Raw genomic sequence first — 15,863 nt, forward strand, 5'->3', positions numbered from 1 at the left:
GCCTCTTGACAGACGGGCACGGGATTGTCGTTGAACTGCGGCTACGAGCACTGGACAGTTCCGGATCGGGCGGCGATCGCATTCCCGATCTGGAGGTGTGCCCGCCTGATCACCGCCACCATTGCTGGTTCCAGGGACCGCAGTCCCACAGCTGAACGATCCCGCCGTTGCCGCCGGTGTTCGTGTCCGCGTCCAGGCACCGCTGGAAACGCACGTTGTACACGGAGCCATCCTCGCGGAGCACCCACTGCTGCTGGTTCCAGGGGCCGCAGTCCCACAGCTGGACCTTGCCGCCGTTGCCGCCGGTGTTGGTGTCGGCGTCCAGGCATCGCTGGAAGCGCATGTTGTAGATGGAGCCGTCCGCCCGCACCTCCCAGTCCTGCTGGTTCCAGGGGCCGCAGTCCCACAGCTGAACCTTGCCGCCGTTGCCGCCGGTGTTGGTGTCCGCGTCCAGGCACCGCTGGAAACGCACGTTGTGGAAGTGCCGCACGGCCAGCGTCGCCTTGGCAGCAGCGGTCTTCGCGGGCTGTGCCGACGCCGCACCGGCACCGGCAAGGAGCAGCGCCGGCGTTGTGAGGAGCAGCGCCAGCATTGTACTGGACACACGATTCGCCTGTTTCATGCCATTTCCCCTTTGGACGGACTGGTGGAAGTCGAATGACGCAATCCAAATAGTGGTCCGAGCGAATCTCTCCACCAATCCCGATTATTAGGGGGGTCCGTCACGGCTCGATCGCCGTTATCCTTCTGGCAGTCGCGATCGCCACCGACCTTCGGCTTCCGGTCGGGGCCGCCATTCGACTGGTGTCGACGCGCCCGCCGGCCGCACCCCACTATCCGGGCGCGCACACGGACAAAACCGGCCCAAGCCGCTAAACGGCCCTCGCCCGGGGGCAATCAGTATTTGGCACGGATGCGGGCGCTCTTCAAGGATCTGGCCCTGCTGCTTATCACGGTGGCCCCGTCAAAGCTCTTTAAACATTATGTTCACAACATGCAGTTGACAACGACACGTGTGCTGCGCCATGGTGAGCTCCATGCCCACGAATGCCGATCACCGCCCCGATCCCTTCACTCCGCCGCATCCGGAGCAGGCGCGCGCGCAACGCGTGCACGCGTCCCTGTTCCGGATCGCCGAGCGGCACGCGGCCACCGACGAGCAGCGCCGCAGGCAGGCCCATGCGTCGGCCGTCGGCCCGCACGAAGCCGTCAGGCTCGTGGCGTTCCTGCTCAGCGGAGCCGCACGGCTCGATGACGGCGAGCCGGAGGTCGATCAGGCGGACATCACCGCGGCGTTGAGCCTGCTCCCGCTGGTGCGCGGGGAGCTGGACGCGCTGGAGGTCGGCCTGCTGGAGATGGCGCGGGGTCGCGGCATGACCTGGCAGGAGATCGCGTTCGGACTCGGGCTCGGCACCGCACAGGCCGCCAGGCAACGCCACGAACGCCTCGCCGACCGCGCCGAAGGCCTGGAGTAGCACGGGCCTCCAGCCTCATCGTCCGTGCTCGCCGAGGCCGAGGCATGGGCCGCCCCGCCCCACGCCGCCGGGTGGCCGAGTACGAGCGGCCCCGAGACCTGAGCGGGGATGGCGCCTATCGCAAGAACGCCGCGGTGGTGGCCACGAACTGGCTGGCGTCGTCGAGCCAGGGAAAGTGTCCGGCTCGGGCCTGAACGACCAGTTCGGTGTCGGGAAACAGCCTGGTGAGCTCGGTCACCGCGGCAGGAGGGGAGTTCAGGTCGACCTCACCGGCGAGCAGCAGCACCGGCGACGTGAAGCGGGTGAGCGCGGCGCGGGTGGCGTCCGGGTCGAAAGCACCTTCGGCGCCGAAGGCGGCCGCGGCCTCGCGGTTCCTCTGCTCGTCTTCGGCGGCCTTGTGAGCCTGAGCCGTCTCGTCCCAGCGGCCGTACCAGAACGGGGCAATGGCCTGGAAAGCGTCATCGGCGGCCTGGCCGGCCATGATCGCCTCCAGGGCCGCGAACGCTGCCGAGAACCATGGCTCGTTCTTGCGCAGCTGGGCGGTCTCTCGCCGGACGTCTTCGCTGATCGTGATGCCGACGGCCATGACGCTCGGGGTGATCAGAGCGAGCTTGCTGACGCGTTCTGGATGGCGGGCCGCATACAACGTGGCAAGATTCGTACCCCCCGAATGGGCGAGCAGGTCCATCCGGTCGAGTCCAAGGTGCTCGCGCAGTGCTTCTATGTCAGCGACAAGCCGGTCACAGCGGTACGAGGCGGCATCCTTCGGCACGGCGGACTGGCCGGTGCCCCGCAGGTCCAGCATGATCAGTTGCAGGTGCGCGGACAGGCCTCCGAGGTCGCCGAGGTAGGCGGAAGCCTGCATCGGCCCGCCGGGCAGGCAGACCACGGGGTGGCCGTCGCCGAATACGTGGTAGGTGAGCTTGGTGCCGTCGTACGAGGTGAAGAAATCCATGCCCGGGAGTCTGCGGGGCAGCGGTGCACCTCGGCTATCGTTTAGCCACAGCTACATGATGAGGGCGGATGGCGGTCGAAATCAGGCTCACCGCGGCTTCGGTTGCCAAGGTGCGATTCGCTGTCTCACCGCTGGGCGAGACGGTGCTGGCGCTGCGGATCCTGCTGGGCGCGGGCGGGCATGCGGTCCACCGGCCCTGGGTGCGCCGATCGCGCCCGCTGCTGGCGGGCGAACGTGAGCTGCCGCTGCTGCGAGCGCTGATCGCCGGAGGGCTGCCGTCGTTCCTGTTTCCGGTGCCACGGCAGCGGCTGCCTTCGATGGCGGCGGAGCTGGACCTGCTACGGGCTACGGAAGAGGACTTCTTCCGGCAGGAGTACGGCGCGGTCCTTGGCATGCCCGCCGAGGATGTTCCCGAGCCGGCGACGGTACTGCCACGGCTTGCGGAGGCGCTGCGCCGCTGCCACGAGCTGCTGATCGCTCCGCATTGGGGCCGGATGCGCGCGGTGCTGGAGGCCGACATCGGCCGACGGGCGCTGACTCTGGTGGACGGCGGGGCGCAGGCATTGTTCGCCGAGTTGCACCGGGATATCGCCTGGGACGGCGGCCAGCTGGTGGTGCACGGCCGGCGCATCCCGCACTCCGTCTACCCGGTGGACGCCGGCGGGCATGGCCTCGTCCTGCTGCCCAGCGTCTTCAACTGGCCGAACGTGGGCGTCGACAAGTCCCCGGTCACCGCCGCGTCGATCCGCTATCCAGCAATGGGCGTCGGCCTGCTCTGGGAGCCGCCCCCGCCGGCGCTGACGGGCCTGGCCCCGGTGCTGGGCCACACGAGGACGCAGCTCCTCGCCGCCTTGGCCGAACCTCTGACGACTACGGCCCTGGCCAGCCGCCTGGGCATGACCCCGAGCGCGATTTCGCAACACCTGGGTGCGCTGCGCGGGGCGGGTCTGGTGTCGACGCAACGCAAGGGTCGCACGGCACTCCACCTGCGCACGGAACGAGCAACCCACCTGTTGGGCACCGCAGCCCCGAAACGGTGACACAGCGGCCAGGTCTTCCTGGACCCGGACGACGCCCCTAACGCCCGGTCCCAGCACGTGCCCGGATGGCCGGGAAAGGGTTCCACTCACAGCACCTGTGCGGCGAGCTCCTGTCATCGGCGCAGTGGCGGCGGCTCAACTGGGTCCGTAAGCATGTGCAAGCTGACGTGCCTCGTACGGGGTCCGCGCCCGTACAGCACCGGGATCGCCGCTTCGACGATGGCGGCGCGGGTGCGGGCCGAGCCTTTGGCAATGGGCATGAGAGAGATGGTACCGATCGGTTCGATCGGCTGCTAACGTCGTGGATCGTACCGACCAGTTCGACTTTTGGAGCGTTCGATGGCAGATCCGCTTGTCGCCGACCCGCCGCGCGACCCTGACTTCCCGGCCACCACGCCCGCGCTGACCTTCGACAGCGGAGGCGCGAGCCTGCTGGGAGTGCTGCACGTGCCGGTTGGCCGGGGGCCACACCCCGTCGTGGTGCTCCTGCACGGATTCCCGGGGAACGAGCGCAACTTTGATCTCGCGCAGGTGCTGCGCCGTGCGGGCTACGCGTCATTGGTGTTCCACTATCGCGGCTCGTGGGGGGTCGGCGGTTCGTGGTCATGGGGCCACGTGCTCGAGGACGCGGCGGCGGTCGTGGCCGGGCTGCGCGACCGGGATGTCGCCGCCGCCCACCGGCTCGACCTGCGGCGGGTCGTGCTGATCGGCCACAGCCTCGGCGGCTTCGCCGCGCTGATGACCGCGGCTGCGGATCCGTCCATCGCCGCGGTCGCCTCGGTGGCCGGGTTCGACTTCGGTGCGGTGTCAGCGCTCTGCCGCGCCGAACCGAGCCACCGCGCAGCCTACGCCGAGGCGTTCGCCGGTGAGCTGGGCCCCCTTCAAGGCACCAGCGGGCAGGCGCTGGTCGCCGAGATGGAGGCGGCCGGTGAATCGTGGCGGCTCGCCGGGCTCGCGCCGCTGCTGGCGCACCGCCCGGTGCTCCTCATCGGCACCAGCCTCGACCCCGTCACCCCCTACGACCTGCATCACGAACCGGTCGTCGCGGCGTACCAGGCGCAGCCCGTCAAGCACCTCGAGCACCACGTCTTCCCCACCGACCATGCGCTGTCGGACCACCGCGTGGCACTGGCACGGACGATCCTGGGCTTCCTCGCGCGGCACGTATGAGGGCGGCGCGCGGTGGCAGGCGCTGCGGCCGGCGTTGGGCACCGCTTCGGCACCGGGACTCGCGCGGGTTGCGTACGGGCTGCTCATCCCTGCCATATGTGACGACGACGACCTGGGCTGGAGCCTGGCCGCAGCCGGAGTGATGAGCGCCGCCAACGGCTCGGCCACTTCCTCGGCGCGCTGGTGACGCCCGTCACCCAGCCCCGCACCGGACGACGGCCGCTCCGCCGTGCATGCCGAGACACGTTCCTTCCGCGTGCACCCTCCTGATCCGCACTGTCTGCATATGATCTACTACTCAAAGTAGCGATCTCGCTGTAGGTCGAGGAATCATGCGTCAGTCCCTCCGGCGTTCGGTGCCGGTTAGCCATGTGCTGACGTTTGCTGGGGGTAGACCGGCACTTGGCATGGCCAGGTGCCGGCCTACCGGTGTGATGGAGAGGCGGGACGACAAAGGACCCGCTGACGAGCGGTCCCGACGACATCGGGGCGCTCGCGACGTACCTGGTCGGGCGGTGGCTGACTTCGCCGTGCTCTTGTGGCCGAGGCGTGGCCGCGCCTGACAACCGGGTGCCGGCCGAGACCAGGACGACCCTGAGCACCGCCCGCGAGTAGCTCGACGCGCTGCGCGCGGAACACGACACCGACTGCCGGCGCCACGAGGAGACGAGCATTCAGCTGCAGCGGCAGCTGAGCCAGGCACAACAGGTCAAGGCCGACGCCTGCACCGCGGCGAGCGCCCCCGGGATCGTTGACCCGTCAGCCGGCCCTTTGGGTCTGCCTCTCCACTGCAGCGCGGAGCGCCGCACCGAACTCGTCTGGTGCTTCCAGCCATGGATGGTGTCCCGCGTTCGGGATGATGATGGCCTCGCAGTTGAGACGTGATCCGAGACGTCGCAGGGCATCAGCAGGGCGGCTATCGCCGCCCCCACCGATGATCACCGCGCCGGGCGGCAGGTGCTCGCGAAGTTCGTCCACGTGTGATTCGAGCGGGTCCGCTTTCTTCGCCGCGTTGATCTGGCTGTTCATCACGTAGTTGATGGGCCGCAGCGTACGGGCTGCTGCCAGCGCCCAATCCCATGCCCGAGCTCGGTCGGCGTGGTCGGTAAGCCACGACAGCGTGAGGTACTCGATCTCCTCGGCGTCTGTGCGCGATTCGATCGCGTCGAGTTCATCGAGCCTCGCCTGCTGCTCGTCAGTACGTCGTGCTCGCTGTGCTGCTTGGTCGGCTTCCCGCCATGGATCCAGGAAGGGCCCGGCGATCTGAATCATTCCGGCCACGCGCTTGGGATGGGCCAGCAGGAAATAGCTGGCCATATTGGTTCCGAACGAATGCCCCAACAGAACAACCTGGTCGTGTCGCCACGCATCGAGCAACAACGCCAAGTCGTGAACGTGGCGGGCTATCGTGTGCTCTCCCTCCCAAGGGGATCCGCCGGTGCCGCGCTGGTCATAGCGGTGAATCAGGCACAGGTCGTCAATGATGTCGGCGACCGGGGCGAGATAGTCGGGGACTCCTGGACCGCCGTGCACCATGACCACGGGAAATCTCCGCGGCATCACCGAGCCCGCGGTCCAGGTACGTAGTTGTGCGCCGTCATCCAACTCGATCATGGTTGCGGTCATGGCGTGAGTGTAATGCGGTCGGGGTCCGATAAGACGATCCCTCAACGGACACTCGCCGGGACCGGGTTGCGGCCGGCGGGACCATGGTTCGCGACCGCGATGCTCCTCAACGGGGCAAGTGAGAATGAGCGTCATGACGATCTCTCTCGAGCCGCGCTCTTCAGTCGAGATCCGCTCCTACCTCAAAGCCCGGCTCAACGAGGCGCCTCACCGGCCTGGCATGTTCGGCGGTGAGATGTTTCTGCGTCGCCTGTTCGATCACTTGGCCTGCGCAGAACACCGGGAGGAGGGCTGGGCAGGAGCGTCTGGATTGTCTGTGTTTACGTGATTATTTCCGGCAAATCAGGCGGGCGCGGCCGTGGCGGGCCGTCCCCGTACTCTCCGCGGGCAAGTACGGGGGTGGCTGCGACGCGGTGGAAGCCGGTCCTGTGTTGAGAATCGCGTACAAGCCCTGTACGGCCTGCCGGTGGGCGCGTCGCCTGGGGCGCTTGGCCCGCCGGACGCTAATGGCCCGCCCCGGGCATGCCGGGACAGGGCGGGCACCGTGCGCCGGTCGGGCACACGGCTGGAGGTCATCGCATCGTCTGACAGACTGTTCACCGGGTTGCGCGTGCGGCGGGCGCGGGCCACGTTGCCCTCCACGACCTTGCCGATGCAGCGTTCGACCAGGTTGCGCTGCTTGTAGGCCAGGCGGGCGTCGAGGTCCGGCGCTGACTCTGCGCTGGCTCCGATGACTTCAGCGTCGATCTCGGCGCTCGACCCGGTGCTGACACGGGCACGCCGGACGACACCTACGCCGGCGTCTCGGCGCGCTGACCTCACCCCCAGGAAGCAATCCGCCATGCTCGCGCCCCCTAAGGAACGAGCAGGTTGATAACGACACCGATGGGGATCGACACAACGGCGCCCAGCATGAAGAACACCCACTGATCGCGGCGCTGCCGGGCGATATCGGCTCGGGTCTCACCGAGGATGAGCCGGCGGACCGCTTCGGCTTCTTCCCGGTTCATGCCGATGAGGTGCTGCTGGTGTTCGGCTTCGGCGACAAGCTGCCGTCGTGCGGCTTCCTGCGCGGTGAGATCCCGCTGGAGCTCATCCATCAAGGTGGCCGCTTCGGTGAACGCCTTGTTGACGGCCTCGATGCGTGTTCGGAGGCGCTCGTGCGGATCAACAAGGGACTGTTCTTTCGCCTTCTGGCGAATCCATGTGCTGCGCGCCTGAGTCACGAGCAAGACGACGGCCATGATCCCTACCCAGATCCACCCTTCGTCGGAGAAGTACCGGGAAAACAGCGCGACGAGGACGGCGGTGCCCATGGCGACGCCGACATATGCGGCGATCTTGTAGATGGAGGTGTCGCTGAACTCGCGGATGAAGTCACGGATCCGTTGATTCATCCGCCTATTGCATCGCGGCGCCCGCCCCGCTAGACACTCCGTGATCAGATCGCGACATGCCCCCGGCACGACTGAACCAACCACCCGCGTTATCGTGCCGGGCCATGGTTGCCGCACGCATCAACCGGAGCCTCACCGGGAAGCTCGCCGCCCTGGTTGCCCGCCACGTCGACCAGCTGGCCGACGACGTCAGAGCGTGCAGATAGGTCGGTGACTGCATGACCGCCTTTCGGAGGAGGTGGCATCCCGCGGGACGCCCCGCACTGCGTGCCGGACCGCGTCCGGGCAGATTACATCTTGATCATCTGGGCTCGCCGCAGCAAGGACAAGCCTCACCCAGGCCGGTGAGCCGACCTTGGTGCGGACTGGGTCGATCAGGCGGGTGGAGCGGCCGGCTGGACGGTTCATGCCGTCGACCAGCCCTGCCCGGCGCAAGATCTGGGTCACCCGCTACATGCGCCGCGGACACGGTGGTGAGTTCAGCGCCCGCGACGCGAAGTCGGCTGCACGAGTCGCGATGACGTCGGTGACGGACATGCACCGCGCCACCACATCCTAGGTCGGAAACCCCGGTCGATCGCGCGCAAGGAGTTCGAAACGATGGCCAGAGCCGCCGATGAGTGCATCACGACGGTCGCCGGCATCGACAAGATCGGCCCGCAGGCGGTCCGGCATGAGAACAACAGCCCGCTGACACAGATGATCGCCGATCTGGAGGCCCGGCTCGCCGAGTCGGCGACGGGCTGACCAGGACAGCCTTCCCCACCGCGGCGGCGTTGAACAGCATCCGGCCGCGCCGCACCCCCCGACGACCGGCCAAGAGCCCATCCACGCTCGAACGCACTCTCCCAGATGCCCTCACGGAGATCGTCATCGGGCTACAGCAGGAACGTCACCGACCCGCACGGCGAACGGATCTGAACGATCCTGGAGATCGTTTGGAACCCAAGGACGTCAAGGCCGTGCCGCCGGACGGTCGGCGGTCACGTCGCGCGGACGCCGTGATGGAGGAGCACGATTCGCGGCATCAGCGGATCGCCGTTATTGACCGCGGACGAGGGTGAGCATGTCTTCCACTGAGCCGGCCGGATCGTTTATCGGAAACTGCGCCGCCCGGATGATCCCGTCGGGGTCGGCCAGCAGGGTGAGGCGCTTGAAGCGGTCGACGCCGGCCGCTCGGAAGGTCGGCAGCAGCAGCCCGGCCGCGAGCTTGCTGTCCTGGTCGGACAGAAGCGGGTAGGGCAACCTCGCGTGCGCGACGAAGGCGGCCAGCTGGTCGGGCCGCTGGGTGCTGACGCCGCGGATCGTGGCGCCGGACGCCTCGAAGTCGGCATGCCGTGACGCGTAGGTGAGGGACTCCAGTGTGCAACCCGTGGCGCCCGGGATGTCGGCCCAACCGGGCGGGTAGTCCTGGGTGCCGGGGGCGAAGGCGCCGGGGAAGAAGTAGAGCACGGTCCAGACGCCGCCCGGCGCGTTGGGCGCGACCGGCTCGCCGTCGTGTCGTTCCAGAACGACATCCGGTAGCTTCCGATTGACCAGCTCATGCACCCGGCGGGTCTCGGCGGACCCGTTCTCGCTGGTGGCGGTCAGTGCGCCATCGCCCATCACATGTCTGGTGCCCCAATCCTGTAGCGCGATGAGCGCCGGCAGCAGGCCCTCGCCCTTCGCGGTCAGCAGGTAGTCGTGGCGCGGCGGGCGATCGGAATAGGGCCGCTTCTCCAGTACCCCGTGTGCGACGAGCCCGGCCAGGCGCTCGGCCAGAGCGCGACGGCTGACGCCGAGCCCACGCTGGAGGCCGTCGAAGCGGGTGGTGCCGCCGGCGATGTCCCGCACCACCAGGAACGTCCACCAGTCGCCGATCACTCCAAGCGCTTGCGCGATTCCACAGTCGGCGTCGGGTAGATCGGCTCGCTTCACATATCCACTATAGTGCGTTCCATTCTGAAACTCACTCGGAGGGCGCTGGGATGGCAGTCGACAGTGCGCGTGGCACGAGCGTCTTCTGGCGATGGTGGACGGCCGGCACCATCAGTGCGGTCGGTTCAGCGGTGAGCGCAGTGGCGCTGCCGCTGACGGCGTTGACGGTGGTCAACGCCTCCGCGTTCGAGATGGGCATGATCGTCGCCGCCAGTTACGTCGCCTGGATCGTGATCGGCCTACCCTCCGGGGTGCTGGTGCAGCGACTACCCATGCGAAGGGTTCAGATCGGCGCTGACCTGGCCCGCGCGGCAGCGGTCATCTCGATCCCGCTGGCATGGTGGCTGGACTGTCTGACGGTCACCCAGTTGGTGATCGTGGCCCTCGTGATCAGCTTCGCGAACGTCATCTTCGACGTCGCCAACTCGACCTTCCTGCCGTCGATCGTGAGCAAGGAGCAGTTGCAGTCCCGTAACAGCCTGACCTCCGGCACCCAGGCCACCACTCAGCTCGGCGGACCATCCGTTGGCGGTCTCATCGTCCAGGTGCTCGGGGCGGTGCCCACCCTCCTCGTCGACGCGGCCAGCTATCTTGTCTCAGCTCTGTTGTTGCGGACCCTGCCAGAACGCCGCGCCGAGGCCCCCGACCGCTGGCCACCGGTGCGCGCGATGATCCGCGAAGGCTGGCGTTTCGTCGTGCACCACCCGGTGATGGGCCCGTGCATGTGGGCCGCCACCGCGGCGAACACGGTCTGTGGGGCACAGCACGCGCTCTACGCGCTGTACCTCGTACGCGAGCTGCACGCCGCGCCCGGCCTCGTCGGCCTGCTGCTGGCGGCGGACGGGGTCGGCACGCTGATCGGCGCAGCTTTGACGAACCACATCACGGCCAGGCTCGGAACCGCCCGCGCCCTGATCGCCGCCGGATTCGTCTCGCTCGCGGGGGCGCTTGTCGTTCCCCTCGGCACCGGCTGGCAGGCCTTTGTCGCCTTCGCCGCCGGCAACGTGGTCTTCTCCGCCGGCGTGGTGGTGATCAGCGTGGTGACCCGAACCTACCGGCAGACGGCCAGCCCGCCCGAACTGCTGCCCCGGGTGATGGCGACGGTCCGCTTCGTCTCCTGGGGCGCGATCCCGATCGGCGGCTTGATCGCCGGAGTGATCGCCGGGGTCGTCAGCAGTCGAGTCACCCTGATGACTTTCGTCGTCGTGGCCGCCTGCATGCCGTTGGTCCTGCTGGCATCACCGATCCGGCGCCTGCGCAATCTCAGCGACTATCACCAGGGTGATTGACGGGTAGCTCTCTGGGGTTTTGCCGAAGCAGAAGGCTGGAACGTCTGGGGTTGTTCGTTCGTCATCCGAAGTGTGACGAGCTCTTCAGATCTCGACGAGCGGCTGCGCGCGGCGGCCGCCCGAACGCACCGGGCCGACAACCTGCGGCGCCGGCACGCGGCCACCGCGGAGCAGATCCAGCAGGCCCACCACACCCTGGCCGGCCTGGAGAAGGAGCTGTCCAAGGAGGAGGCCGACGTCACCCGCCTGGAAGGCGGGCTGACCGCTTTCCTGGCCCGCCTGGTGAGCCAGCGCGAGGAGCTGCTGGACCGCGAGCGTGCCGAGGCCGCCGCCGCCAGGCAGCGGCTCGACGGCCACCGGGCCCGGCTGGCCCAGATCGAGGCGGACGCGCGGGCGATCGAGTCCGAGCTGGCGGGGCTCGCGACGGCCCCGGAGGAGTACGAGAAGCTGCTGGCCGAGAAGGAGCGGCAGCTCCTCGCCCGCGGTGATGCCCGCGCCAGTGAGCTGACGGACCTCGGCGCCGCCCTCGACCGCGTCTCGGCGGAACTGCGCGAGCACACGGAGGCGTACCAGGCGGGGCAGGCCGCACTTCACGCGCTGGCCCAGGTGCTCGGCTACCTCGGCTCGGCCAAGGGCGCCTCCACCTGGGACCTCTTGGGCGGCGGCCTGATCGCCGACGCGGTCGAGCACAACCGGCTGCGCTCCGCCGACGAGGCCACCTGGCACGCCCAGCGGGCCCTGGACGTCTTCTCTCGCGAACTCGCCGACGTCGGCGTCTCCGCGCGTGCCCGCCTGCCCAAAGTGGACACGCGGTGGTTCGTCGACACGTTCTTCGACAACATCATCACCGATGTGATGAAGCATCAGCGCATCGAGAACACCCGCGCCGAGGTCGAGCGGACGGCCCGATGGGTCAAGGACGTGGGGACGCACCTGCGGCACCGCGACGCCGAACTGTCCGAAGAACGAGCGCGACTGCTGGCCAGGCGGGAGGAGCTGCTACGCGGTTGAGGCGTCCGAGCGGACGCTGGTAAGCCCGTCGACCTCTTGGCGTCGCGGCAATTCAGGACTCCGATACGGAGCCCGCCGAGCCGGAGACGGGCAGCGTCACCCGGCCTCGCCCTCCTTCCGGCGCGAGGCCGAGGAACGCGGCGGCCATCCGCACCTGCCTTCAGAAGCCATCTTCGATGATCTTAAGAAATTCGAGTGCGCCATGAGTACGGCCGGGTGTTGCATGAATCAGATGATCGACGAACCGCTGGAACGACTCCGCGCCGCCGCCCGACGCACCCGTGAACTGGCCCTCAACCGGACGGGCACCGGCCTGGGCCACCAGGACGCCGACGACGACGTCGGCACCATCGGCACGGACGGTGCCCTCGGGTTCGACCCATTCCCTCTGCTCGAAGCCCTCCATCACAACGGCGTCCGGGTTGTAGTGATCGGGCAAGTCGCCGGCATCATGCATGGATCCACCGAACTGACCGGCGATCTGGACCTGCTCTGGGATGGCGTCCCGGCGCACGCCCCAGCCCTGGCGGCCGCCTTCACCTCCGTCAACGCCCAACTTGTTGATGAAAAGGGCGACCCCGTAGCAACTCAACCGGAATCCTTTCTCCGCCCCAAAGTGCAGTTCACCTCACCCGGAGCCGGCGGCGACTGCTGTACCCCGGCGCTTCCCTGGGGCGGCCTTCGAGTCCGAGAGTTCCTCGACCGCGCGATCACCGTAGTCGACCCGGGCGGCCTGGAGGTTCACTATGTCTCCCGAAAAGACCTGATCCGGATGCGTCGCGCCATAGGCCGCCCCAAGGACCTCCGCCGAGCAGACGAACTGGACTCGTTCGCCTCAGACAGCCGAGGTTGACGGCCCACCTCTCAGGGTTCGGCCGCGGTCCCGCGGCAGGCTCGCGTCAGCCGATCTGTTCGGCCAGGGCGACGATGATGCCCGCGGGGCCGCGGAGGTAGCAGAGCCGGAAGATGCTCTCGTACTGAGCCACCTCGCCGAGGAGTTCGGCGCCGTGGGCGCGCAGGCGGGCGACGGTGTCGTCGATGTCGTCGACGGCGAACATGACGCGATGCAGGCCCAGCGTGTTGGGCGGCGGGTTCTCCGGCCCGGCGCCGACCGCCGCGGGGGTGTGGTACTTCGTCAGCTCGAGCTTGCTGTGGCCGTCCGGGGTCCGCATCATCGCGATGTCGCTCCGGACGCCGTCGAGCCCGACGGCGCGGTCCGCCCAAAGGCCTTCGATCTGCCCCTTGCCTTCCAGCTCCATGCCGAGCTCGGTGAAGAACGCGACAGCCGCGTCCAGGTCGTCGACGACGATGGCGACGTTGTCCATCCGCTGAATGGTCATGTCTCCGAGCATAGAAGCGCGGCGGGCCGCCGGTCCGGTGTGCCGGAACCCAGCGGTTCAGAAGATCGCTGGCCTGGCACGTCGCACGCAGGCCGAACGGTCTCGTCGCGTTCGCCATCCAGTATCGACAAGCCGAAGAAGACGATCGCGAAGAAGAACGAGGAACTCGACCACCAAGAACTCGGCCGGCTACGACCTTGAAGGCCCGCGATCAGCCATGGGTGTCCAGCCCTCGGCGATCGAGCGCTGCTCGGATCTGGCTGAGCCACTCCGTGCCCAGCCGGCGCCCGTTCGGGAGTTGGTCGCCTCGATCCCAGCGCCACGTTGTGATCATCGCCAGCACGAGGATCCGGCACTCGCGCAGCAACTCTTGATCGACACCCGGATAGTGCTCGCTGACTGCTTCGGGCGCATGGGCGAGGTCGAATTCGACAGGCCCACGGCAGCACGTCTCGAGGTCTATGAACAGCAGTCCGTTCTTCGTGGTGAGCACGTTGCCCGGGTGCGGCTCGCCGTGCAGCAGCTGCTCGGCGCCGCCGCGCTCGCCGATCACTCGTCTCAGGCTTCGTAACGTGTCGCCGAGCAGCTCCCGGTCCGCGTCGGCGAGCTCCGGAGTGCGGTCGCGGTTCGCCAGGAGTTGTTGAGCCTGCTCGACTCGATCCGTGAAGTGCGGCGTCGGGACATCGAGCTTGCGCATGCCGGCATGCAGCCGCTCGAGGGCATCGGCGTAGTCGGCTGGCGGGATCTCTTGAGGTGTCACGGGTTCGTAGTAGGCCCACAGCGTGACCACGAAGCCATCACGCTCATGGACACGTGGCTCCACTCGAGGCTCGAGAGCAGCCACAGGGCACCCGGATTCGGCGAGCCGCTGGGCAAGCTCGACCTCGAACCGCGCGACCTGATCCGCTACGGGTGCCACCCGGGCCAGGACGTCGCAGGGCAGCAGACGCAGAGTGAGCTTGTTCGAGTCATGAAGAACGATCGCGTCGTCGACTGTCAGGCCAAGTGATGAGGCGGTCGACATGGCCGCAGCCACCGCACGCGAGACCTCTGACGCCTGCATTGTCGCCTGGCCCCTCTCCCTCGAGCGCTGCCATACTCTCCAACGATGACACGGGGCGTCAGAGCGTCGGTGACCGCCGCCCGCTGCGACGATCACAACCTGTGGCCAGTCCGGTGTCGCTCTCATCGCCCTGAGGTGATCGCCGGCTCCCGGCGCTCTTGCTGCGCCGGTGCCAGCTGTTCGTGGAATCTGCCGTCCGCGGACCGCGTGATGATCCCGGTCTCCACCCCGTGCTCGGCCACATGGTGATCCGTCTGCTGAAGTGCCAGGCAGATCCACCGGGTGACGATGAAGGCGATGACGGGGCCGATGACCACGGCGAACCTGAAGAAGATCGTCACAGCGTCGACGGTGAGCTGGAACTGGTGGGCGATCTGGTCGTTGGCCGCGGCTGCCCACAGCAGGCCGTAGAACGTGACGCCGGCGACCGCGATGGCCGTCTTCACGGGCGTCTCGCGTGGCCGATCGAGCAGGTCATGCGCGAGCGTCTCGCGGGCCATGCGGCTCGTGGTCTTGGGCCGGCCCAGCGCGTCGCGGCGGCTGCGTCGCGAGGCGAGGAAGCGCTCGGCCATCGGATAGCCGGCCAGGGCGGTGAAGAAGACACCGGGTATCACCAGTGTGGGGACGAGGACCGCGAGGCTGAGCGTGTAGTCCCCGATGGTGAGCTCCCACCCCGGCATGATCCGGAGGGCGCCGTCGAGGAACCCCATGTACCAGTCGGGAACCGAGCCCGCCGAGATCTGCGTCGGCATGGCAGGGCCGTACAGCCAGATCGGGGCAATCTGGAACCCGAACCCGAGAATGATCAGCATGCCGATCGTCGCGACCGCCATCATCGGGCGTGCGCTCCGCCGCGCCGACACCGAGGCGACGAACCGGGAGTGGCCATGCCGCCGTACCAGCAGTTCACGGGCGATCAGCAGCGCGGCCATGACGACCGCGACCAACAGGTGCCCCCCGTACATGACCGGAATGACCCTGTCACCGGGAAAGTCCGGGCCGAACAGCAGCGACAGCGCCCAGGTTCCCACCACGGGGATGGACTGCACAACCGACATGATCAGCCACAGGCTCCCTCCCGACAGCATGTCGTCGGGCAGGGCGTTGCCGGTCTCGCCCGCGGCCATGCCCAGAGCCAGCAGCGTCACCCAGATCAGCCACTGCCCGGTGCGCGGGCGGCGGAATGCGCCGGTGAGGAACATGCGCAGCAACTGCAGCACGACGGCGGCCACGAAGACGAGCGCCGCCCAGTGGTGGATCTGGCGGATGAGCAGGCCGCCGCGCACCTCCAGGCTCAGCTGCATGGTCGAGTCGAAGGCCTTGCTGACGAAGAGTCCGCGCAGCGGGCCGTAGGAGCCGTCATAGGCCACCTGGGACATGCTGGGGTCGTAGAACACCATCAGCACCGCGCCGGTCACCGCCAGAACGGCGAACGACCAGACGGCGATTTCCGCGAACATGAACGACCAGTGCGAGAACTGAAACGAGCGGCGCTTGGCCAACAACGAACGCATTTGAGCCCCCTAACCTTGCCTACTCACAAGACGCAATCGGGCGGGCGCGTGTGACAACGTTGAGGC

17 protein-coding genes are annotated in these 15,863 nt (G+C 68.0%); 9 read left to right on the forward strand and 8 right to left on the reverse strand.

Annotated elements, in window-relative coordinates:
- Positions 1-109: 109 nt before the first annotated feature.
- Positions 110-604, reverse strand: a complete 495-nt coding sequence (locus ABN273_RS39845; protein WP_349454477.1) for a ricin-type beta-trefoil lectin domain protein — start codon at positions 602-604, stop codon at positions 110-112.
- Positions 605-1,037: 433 nt separating this feature from the next.
- Here ABN273_RS39845 and ABN273_RS39850 point away from each other — a divergent pair, with 433 nt between their 5' ends.
- Positions 1,038-1,475, forward strand: a complete 438-nt coding sequence (locus ABN273_RS39850; RefSeq protein ID WP_349454478.1) for a DNA-binding protein — start codon at positions 1,038-1,040, stop codon at positions 1,473-1,475.
- Positions 1,476-1,590: 115 nt separating this feature from the next.
- Here the strand turns inward: ABN273_RS39850 and ABN273_RS39855 are convergent, their stop codons facing one another.
- Positions 1,591-2,430 carry an alpha/beta fold hydrolase gene (locus tag ABN273_RS39855; RefSeq protein WP_349454479.1) on the reverse strand — a complete coding sequence of 280 codons (840 nt, stop codon included), beginning with the start codon at positions 2,428-2,430 and terminating at the stop codon, positions 1,591-1,593.
- A 68-nt stretch (positions 2,431-2,498) separates the two neighbouring features.
- Between ABN273_RS39855 and ABN273_RS39860 the strand changes: the two genes are divergently transcribed.
- Positions 2,499-3,470: a DUF5937 family protein gene (locus tag ABN273_RS39860; RefSeq protein WP_349454480.1), complete on the forward strand. Its 972-nt coding sequence runs from the start codon at positions 2,499-2,501 to the stop codon at positions 3,468-3,470.
- Positions 3,471-3,809: 339 nt separating this feature from the next.
- Positions 3,810-4,640, forward strand: a complete 831-nt coding sequence (locus ABN273_RS39865; protein ID WP_349454481.1) for an alpha/beta hydrolase family protein — start codon at positions 3,810-3,812, stop codon at positions 4,638-4,640.
- 759 nt (positions 4,641-5,399) lie between these two features.
- Here ABN273_RS39865 and ABN273_RS39870 read toward each other — a convergent pair.
- Positions 5,400-6,266: an alpha/beta fold hydrolase gene (locus ABN273_RS39870; protein WP_349454483.1), complete on the reverse strand. Its 867-nt coding sequence runs from the start codon at positions 6,264-6,266 to the stop codon at positions 5,400-5,402.
- Between the two features lie 133 nt (positions 6,267-6,399).
- Between ABN273_RS39870 and ABN273_RS39875 the strand changes: the two genes are divergently transcribed.
- Complete coding sequence (locus ABN273_RS39875; RefSeq protein WP_349454484.1) at positions 6,400-6,594, forward strand: hypothetical protein; 195 nt, start codon at positions 6,400-6,402, stop codon at positions 6,592-6,594.
- A gap of 526 nt (positions 6,595-7,120) precedes the next feature.
- Here ABN273_RS39875 and ABN273_RS39880 read toward each other — a convergent pair.
- Positions 7,121-7,663: a hypothetical protein gene (locus ABN273_RS39880; protein ID WP_349454486.1), complete on the reverse strand. Its 543-nt coding sequence runs from the start codon at positions 7,661-7,663 to the stop codon at positions 7,121-7,123.
- A 406-nt stretch (positions 7,664-8,069) separates the two neighbouring features.
- Here ABN273_RS39880 and ABN273_RS39885 point away from each other — a divergent pair, with 406 nt between their 5' ends.
- Together ABN273_RS39885 and ABN273_RS39890 are read left to right on the forward strand one after the other, a co-directional pair.
- Positions 8,070-8,222: a hypothetical protein gene (locus ABN273_RS39885; RefSeq protein ID WP_349454487.1), complete on the forward strand. Its 153-nt coding sequence runs from the start codon at positions 8,070-8,072 to the stop codon at positions 8,220-8,222.
- Between the two features lie 41 nt (positions 8,223-8,263).
- Positions 8,264-8,410 carry a hypothetical protein gene (locus tag ABN273_RS39890; RefSeq protein ID WP_349454489.1) on the forward strand — a complete coding sequence of 49 codons (147 nt, stop codon included), beginning with the start codon at positions 8,264-8,266 and terminating at the stop codon, positions 8,408-8,410.
- Between the two features lie 294 nt (positions 8,411-8,704).
- Here ABN273_RS39890 and ABN273_RS39895 read toward each other — a convergent pair whose 3' ends face one another.
- Entirely contained in the window at positions 8,705-9,580 is an 876-nt protein-coding gene (locus ABN273_RS39895) for a winged helix-turn-helix transcriptional regulator (protein ID WP_349454490.1), read from the reverse strand.
- 50 nt (positions 9,581-9,630) lie between these two features.
- Between ABN273_RS39895 and ABN273_RS39900 the strand changes: the two genes are divergently transcribed.
- The 3 genes from ABN273_RS39900 to ABN273_RS39910 all read left to right on the forward strand — a co-directional run bounded on the left by ABN273_RS39900 (position 9,631) and on the right by ABN273_RS39910 (position 12,733).
- Positions 9,631-10,869: an MFS transporter gene (locus tag ABN273_RS39900; protein WP_349454492.1), complete on the forward strand. Its 1,239-nt coding sequence runs from the start codon at positions 9,631-9,633 to the stop codon at positions 10,867-10,869.
- A gap of 72 nt (positions 10,870-10,941) precedes the next feature.
- Positions 10,942-11,880, forward strand: a complete 939-nt coding sequence (locus ABN273_RS39905) for a hypothetical protein (RefSeq protein ID WP_349454493.1) — start codon at positions 10,942-10,944, stop codon at positions 11,878-11,880.
- 232 nt (positions 11,881-12,112) lie between these two features.
- On the forward strand, positions 12,113-12,733 hold the full coding sequence (locus ABN273_RS39910) for a hypothetical protein (RefSeq protein WP_349454495.1): 621 nt from the start codon (positions 12,113-12,115) through the stop codon (positions 12,731-12,733).
- Positions 12,734-12,779: 46 nt separating this feature from the next.
- On the opposite strand, the gene ABN273_RS39915 is transcribed toward ABN273_RS39910, so the two are convergent.
- From ABN273_RS39915 to ABN273_RS39925, 3 genes are all read right to left on the reverse strand, one after another.
- Positions 12,780-13,205, reverse strand: a complete 426-nt coding sequence (locus ABN273_RS39915; RefSeq protein ID WP_349454530.1) for a VOC family protein — start codon at positions 13,203-13,205, stop codon at positions 12,780-12,782.
- A 226-nt stretch (positions 13,206-13,431) separates the two neighbouring features.
- The gene (locus ABN273_RS39920; RefSeq protein WP_502911197.1) at positions 13,432-14,256 is read right to left on the reverse strand and encodes a phosphotransferase enzyme family protein; all 825 of its coding nucleotides are present in this window, start codon (positions 14,254-14,256) and stop codon (positions 13,432-13,434) included.
- A gap of 149 nt (positions 14,257-14,405) precedes the next feature.
- Complete coding sequence (locus ABN273_RS39925; protein ID WP_349454498.1) at positions 14,406-15,797, reverse strand: cytochrome b; 1,392 nt, start codon at positions 15,795-15,797, stop codon at positions 14,406-14,408.
- Between the last annotated feature and the right edge of the window lie 66 nt (positions 15,798-15,863).

Origin of the sequence: Nonomuraea sp. B19D2 (assembly GCF_040137845.1) — a bacterium.
In the GTDB taxonomy this organism is placed as follows: Bacteria; Actinomycetota; Actinomycetes; order Streptosporangiales; family Streptosporangiaceae; genus Nonomuraea.

Bases quoted from the DNA above. Each gene is read 5' to 3' on its own strand.
- ABN273_RS39850 (WP_349454478.1), top strand. From the start codon at position 1,038: ATGCCCACGAATGCCGATCACCGCCCCGATCCCTTCACTCCGCCGCAT.
- ABN273_RS39855 (WP_349454479.1), bottom strand. From the start codon at position 2,430: ATGGATTTCTTCACCTCGTACGACGGCACCAAGCTCACCTACCACGTA.
- ABN273_RS39860 (WP_349454480.1), top strand. From the start codon at position 2,499: ATGGCGGTCGAAATCAGGCTCACCGCGGCTTCGGTTGCCAAGGTGCGA.
- ABN273_RS39865 (WP_349454481.1), top strand. From the start codon at position 3,810: ATGGCAGATCCGCTTGTCGCCGACCCGCCGCGCGACCCTGACTTCCCG.
- ABN273_RS39870 (WP_349454483.1), bottom strand. From the start codon at position 6,266: ATGACCGCAACCATGATCGAGTTGGATGACGGCGCACAACTACGTACC.
- ABN273_RS39875 (WP_349454484.1), top strand. From the start codon at position 6,400: ATGACGATCTCTCTCGAGCCGCGCTCTTCAGTCGAGATCCGCTCCTAC.
- ABN273_RS39880 (WP_349454486.1), bottom strand. From the start codon at position 7,663: ATGAATCAACGGATCCGTGACTTCATCCGCGAGTTCAGCGACACCTCC.
- ABN273_RS39885 (WP_349454487.1), top strand. From the start codon at position 8,070: ATGCCGTCGACCAGCCCTGCCCGGCGCAAGATCTGGGTCACCCGCTAC.
- ABN273_RS39890 (WP_349454489.1), top strand. From the start codon at position 8,264: ATGGCCAGAGCCGCCGATGAGTGCATCACGACGGTCGCCGGCATCGAC.
- ABN273_RS39900 (WP_349454492.1), top strand. From the start codon at position 9,631: ATGGCAGTCGACAGTGCGCGTGGCACGAGCGTCTTCTGGCGATGGTGG.
- ABN273_RS39910 (WP_349454495.1), top strand. From the start codon at position 12,113: ATGATCGACGAACCGCTGGAACGACTCCGCGCCGCCGCCCGACGCACC.
- ABN273_RS39915 (WP_349454530.1), bottom strand. From the start codon at position 13,205: ATGGACAACGTCGCCATCGTCGTCGACGACCTGGACGCGGCTGTCGCG.
- ABN273_RS39925 (WP_349454498.1), bottom strand. From the start codon at position 15,797: ATGCGTTCGTTGTTGGCCAAGCGCCGCTCGTTTCAGTTCTCGCACTGG.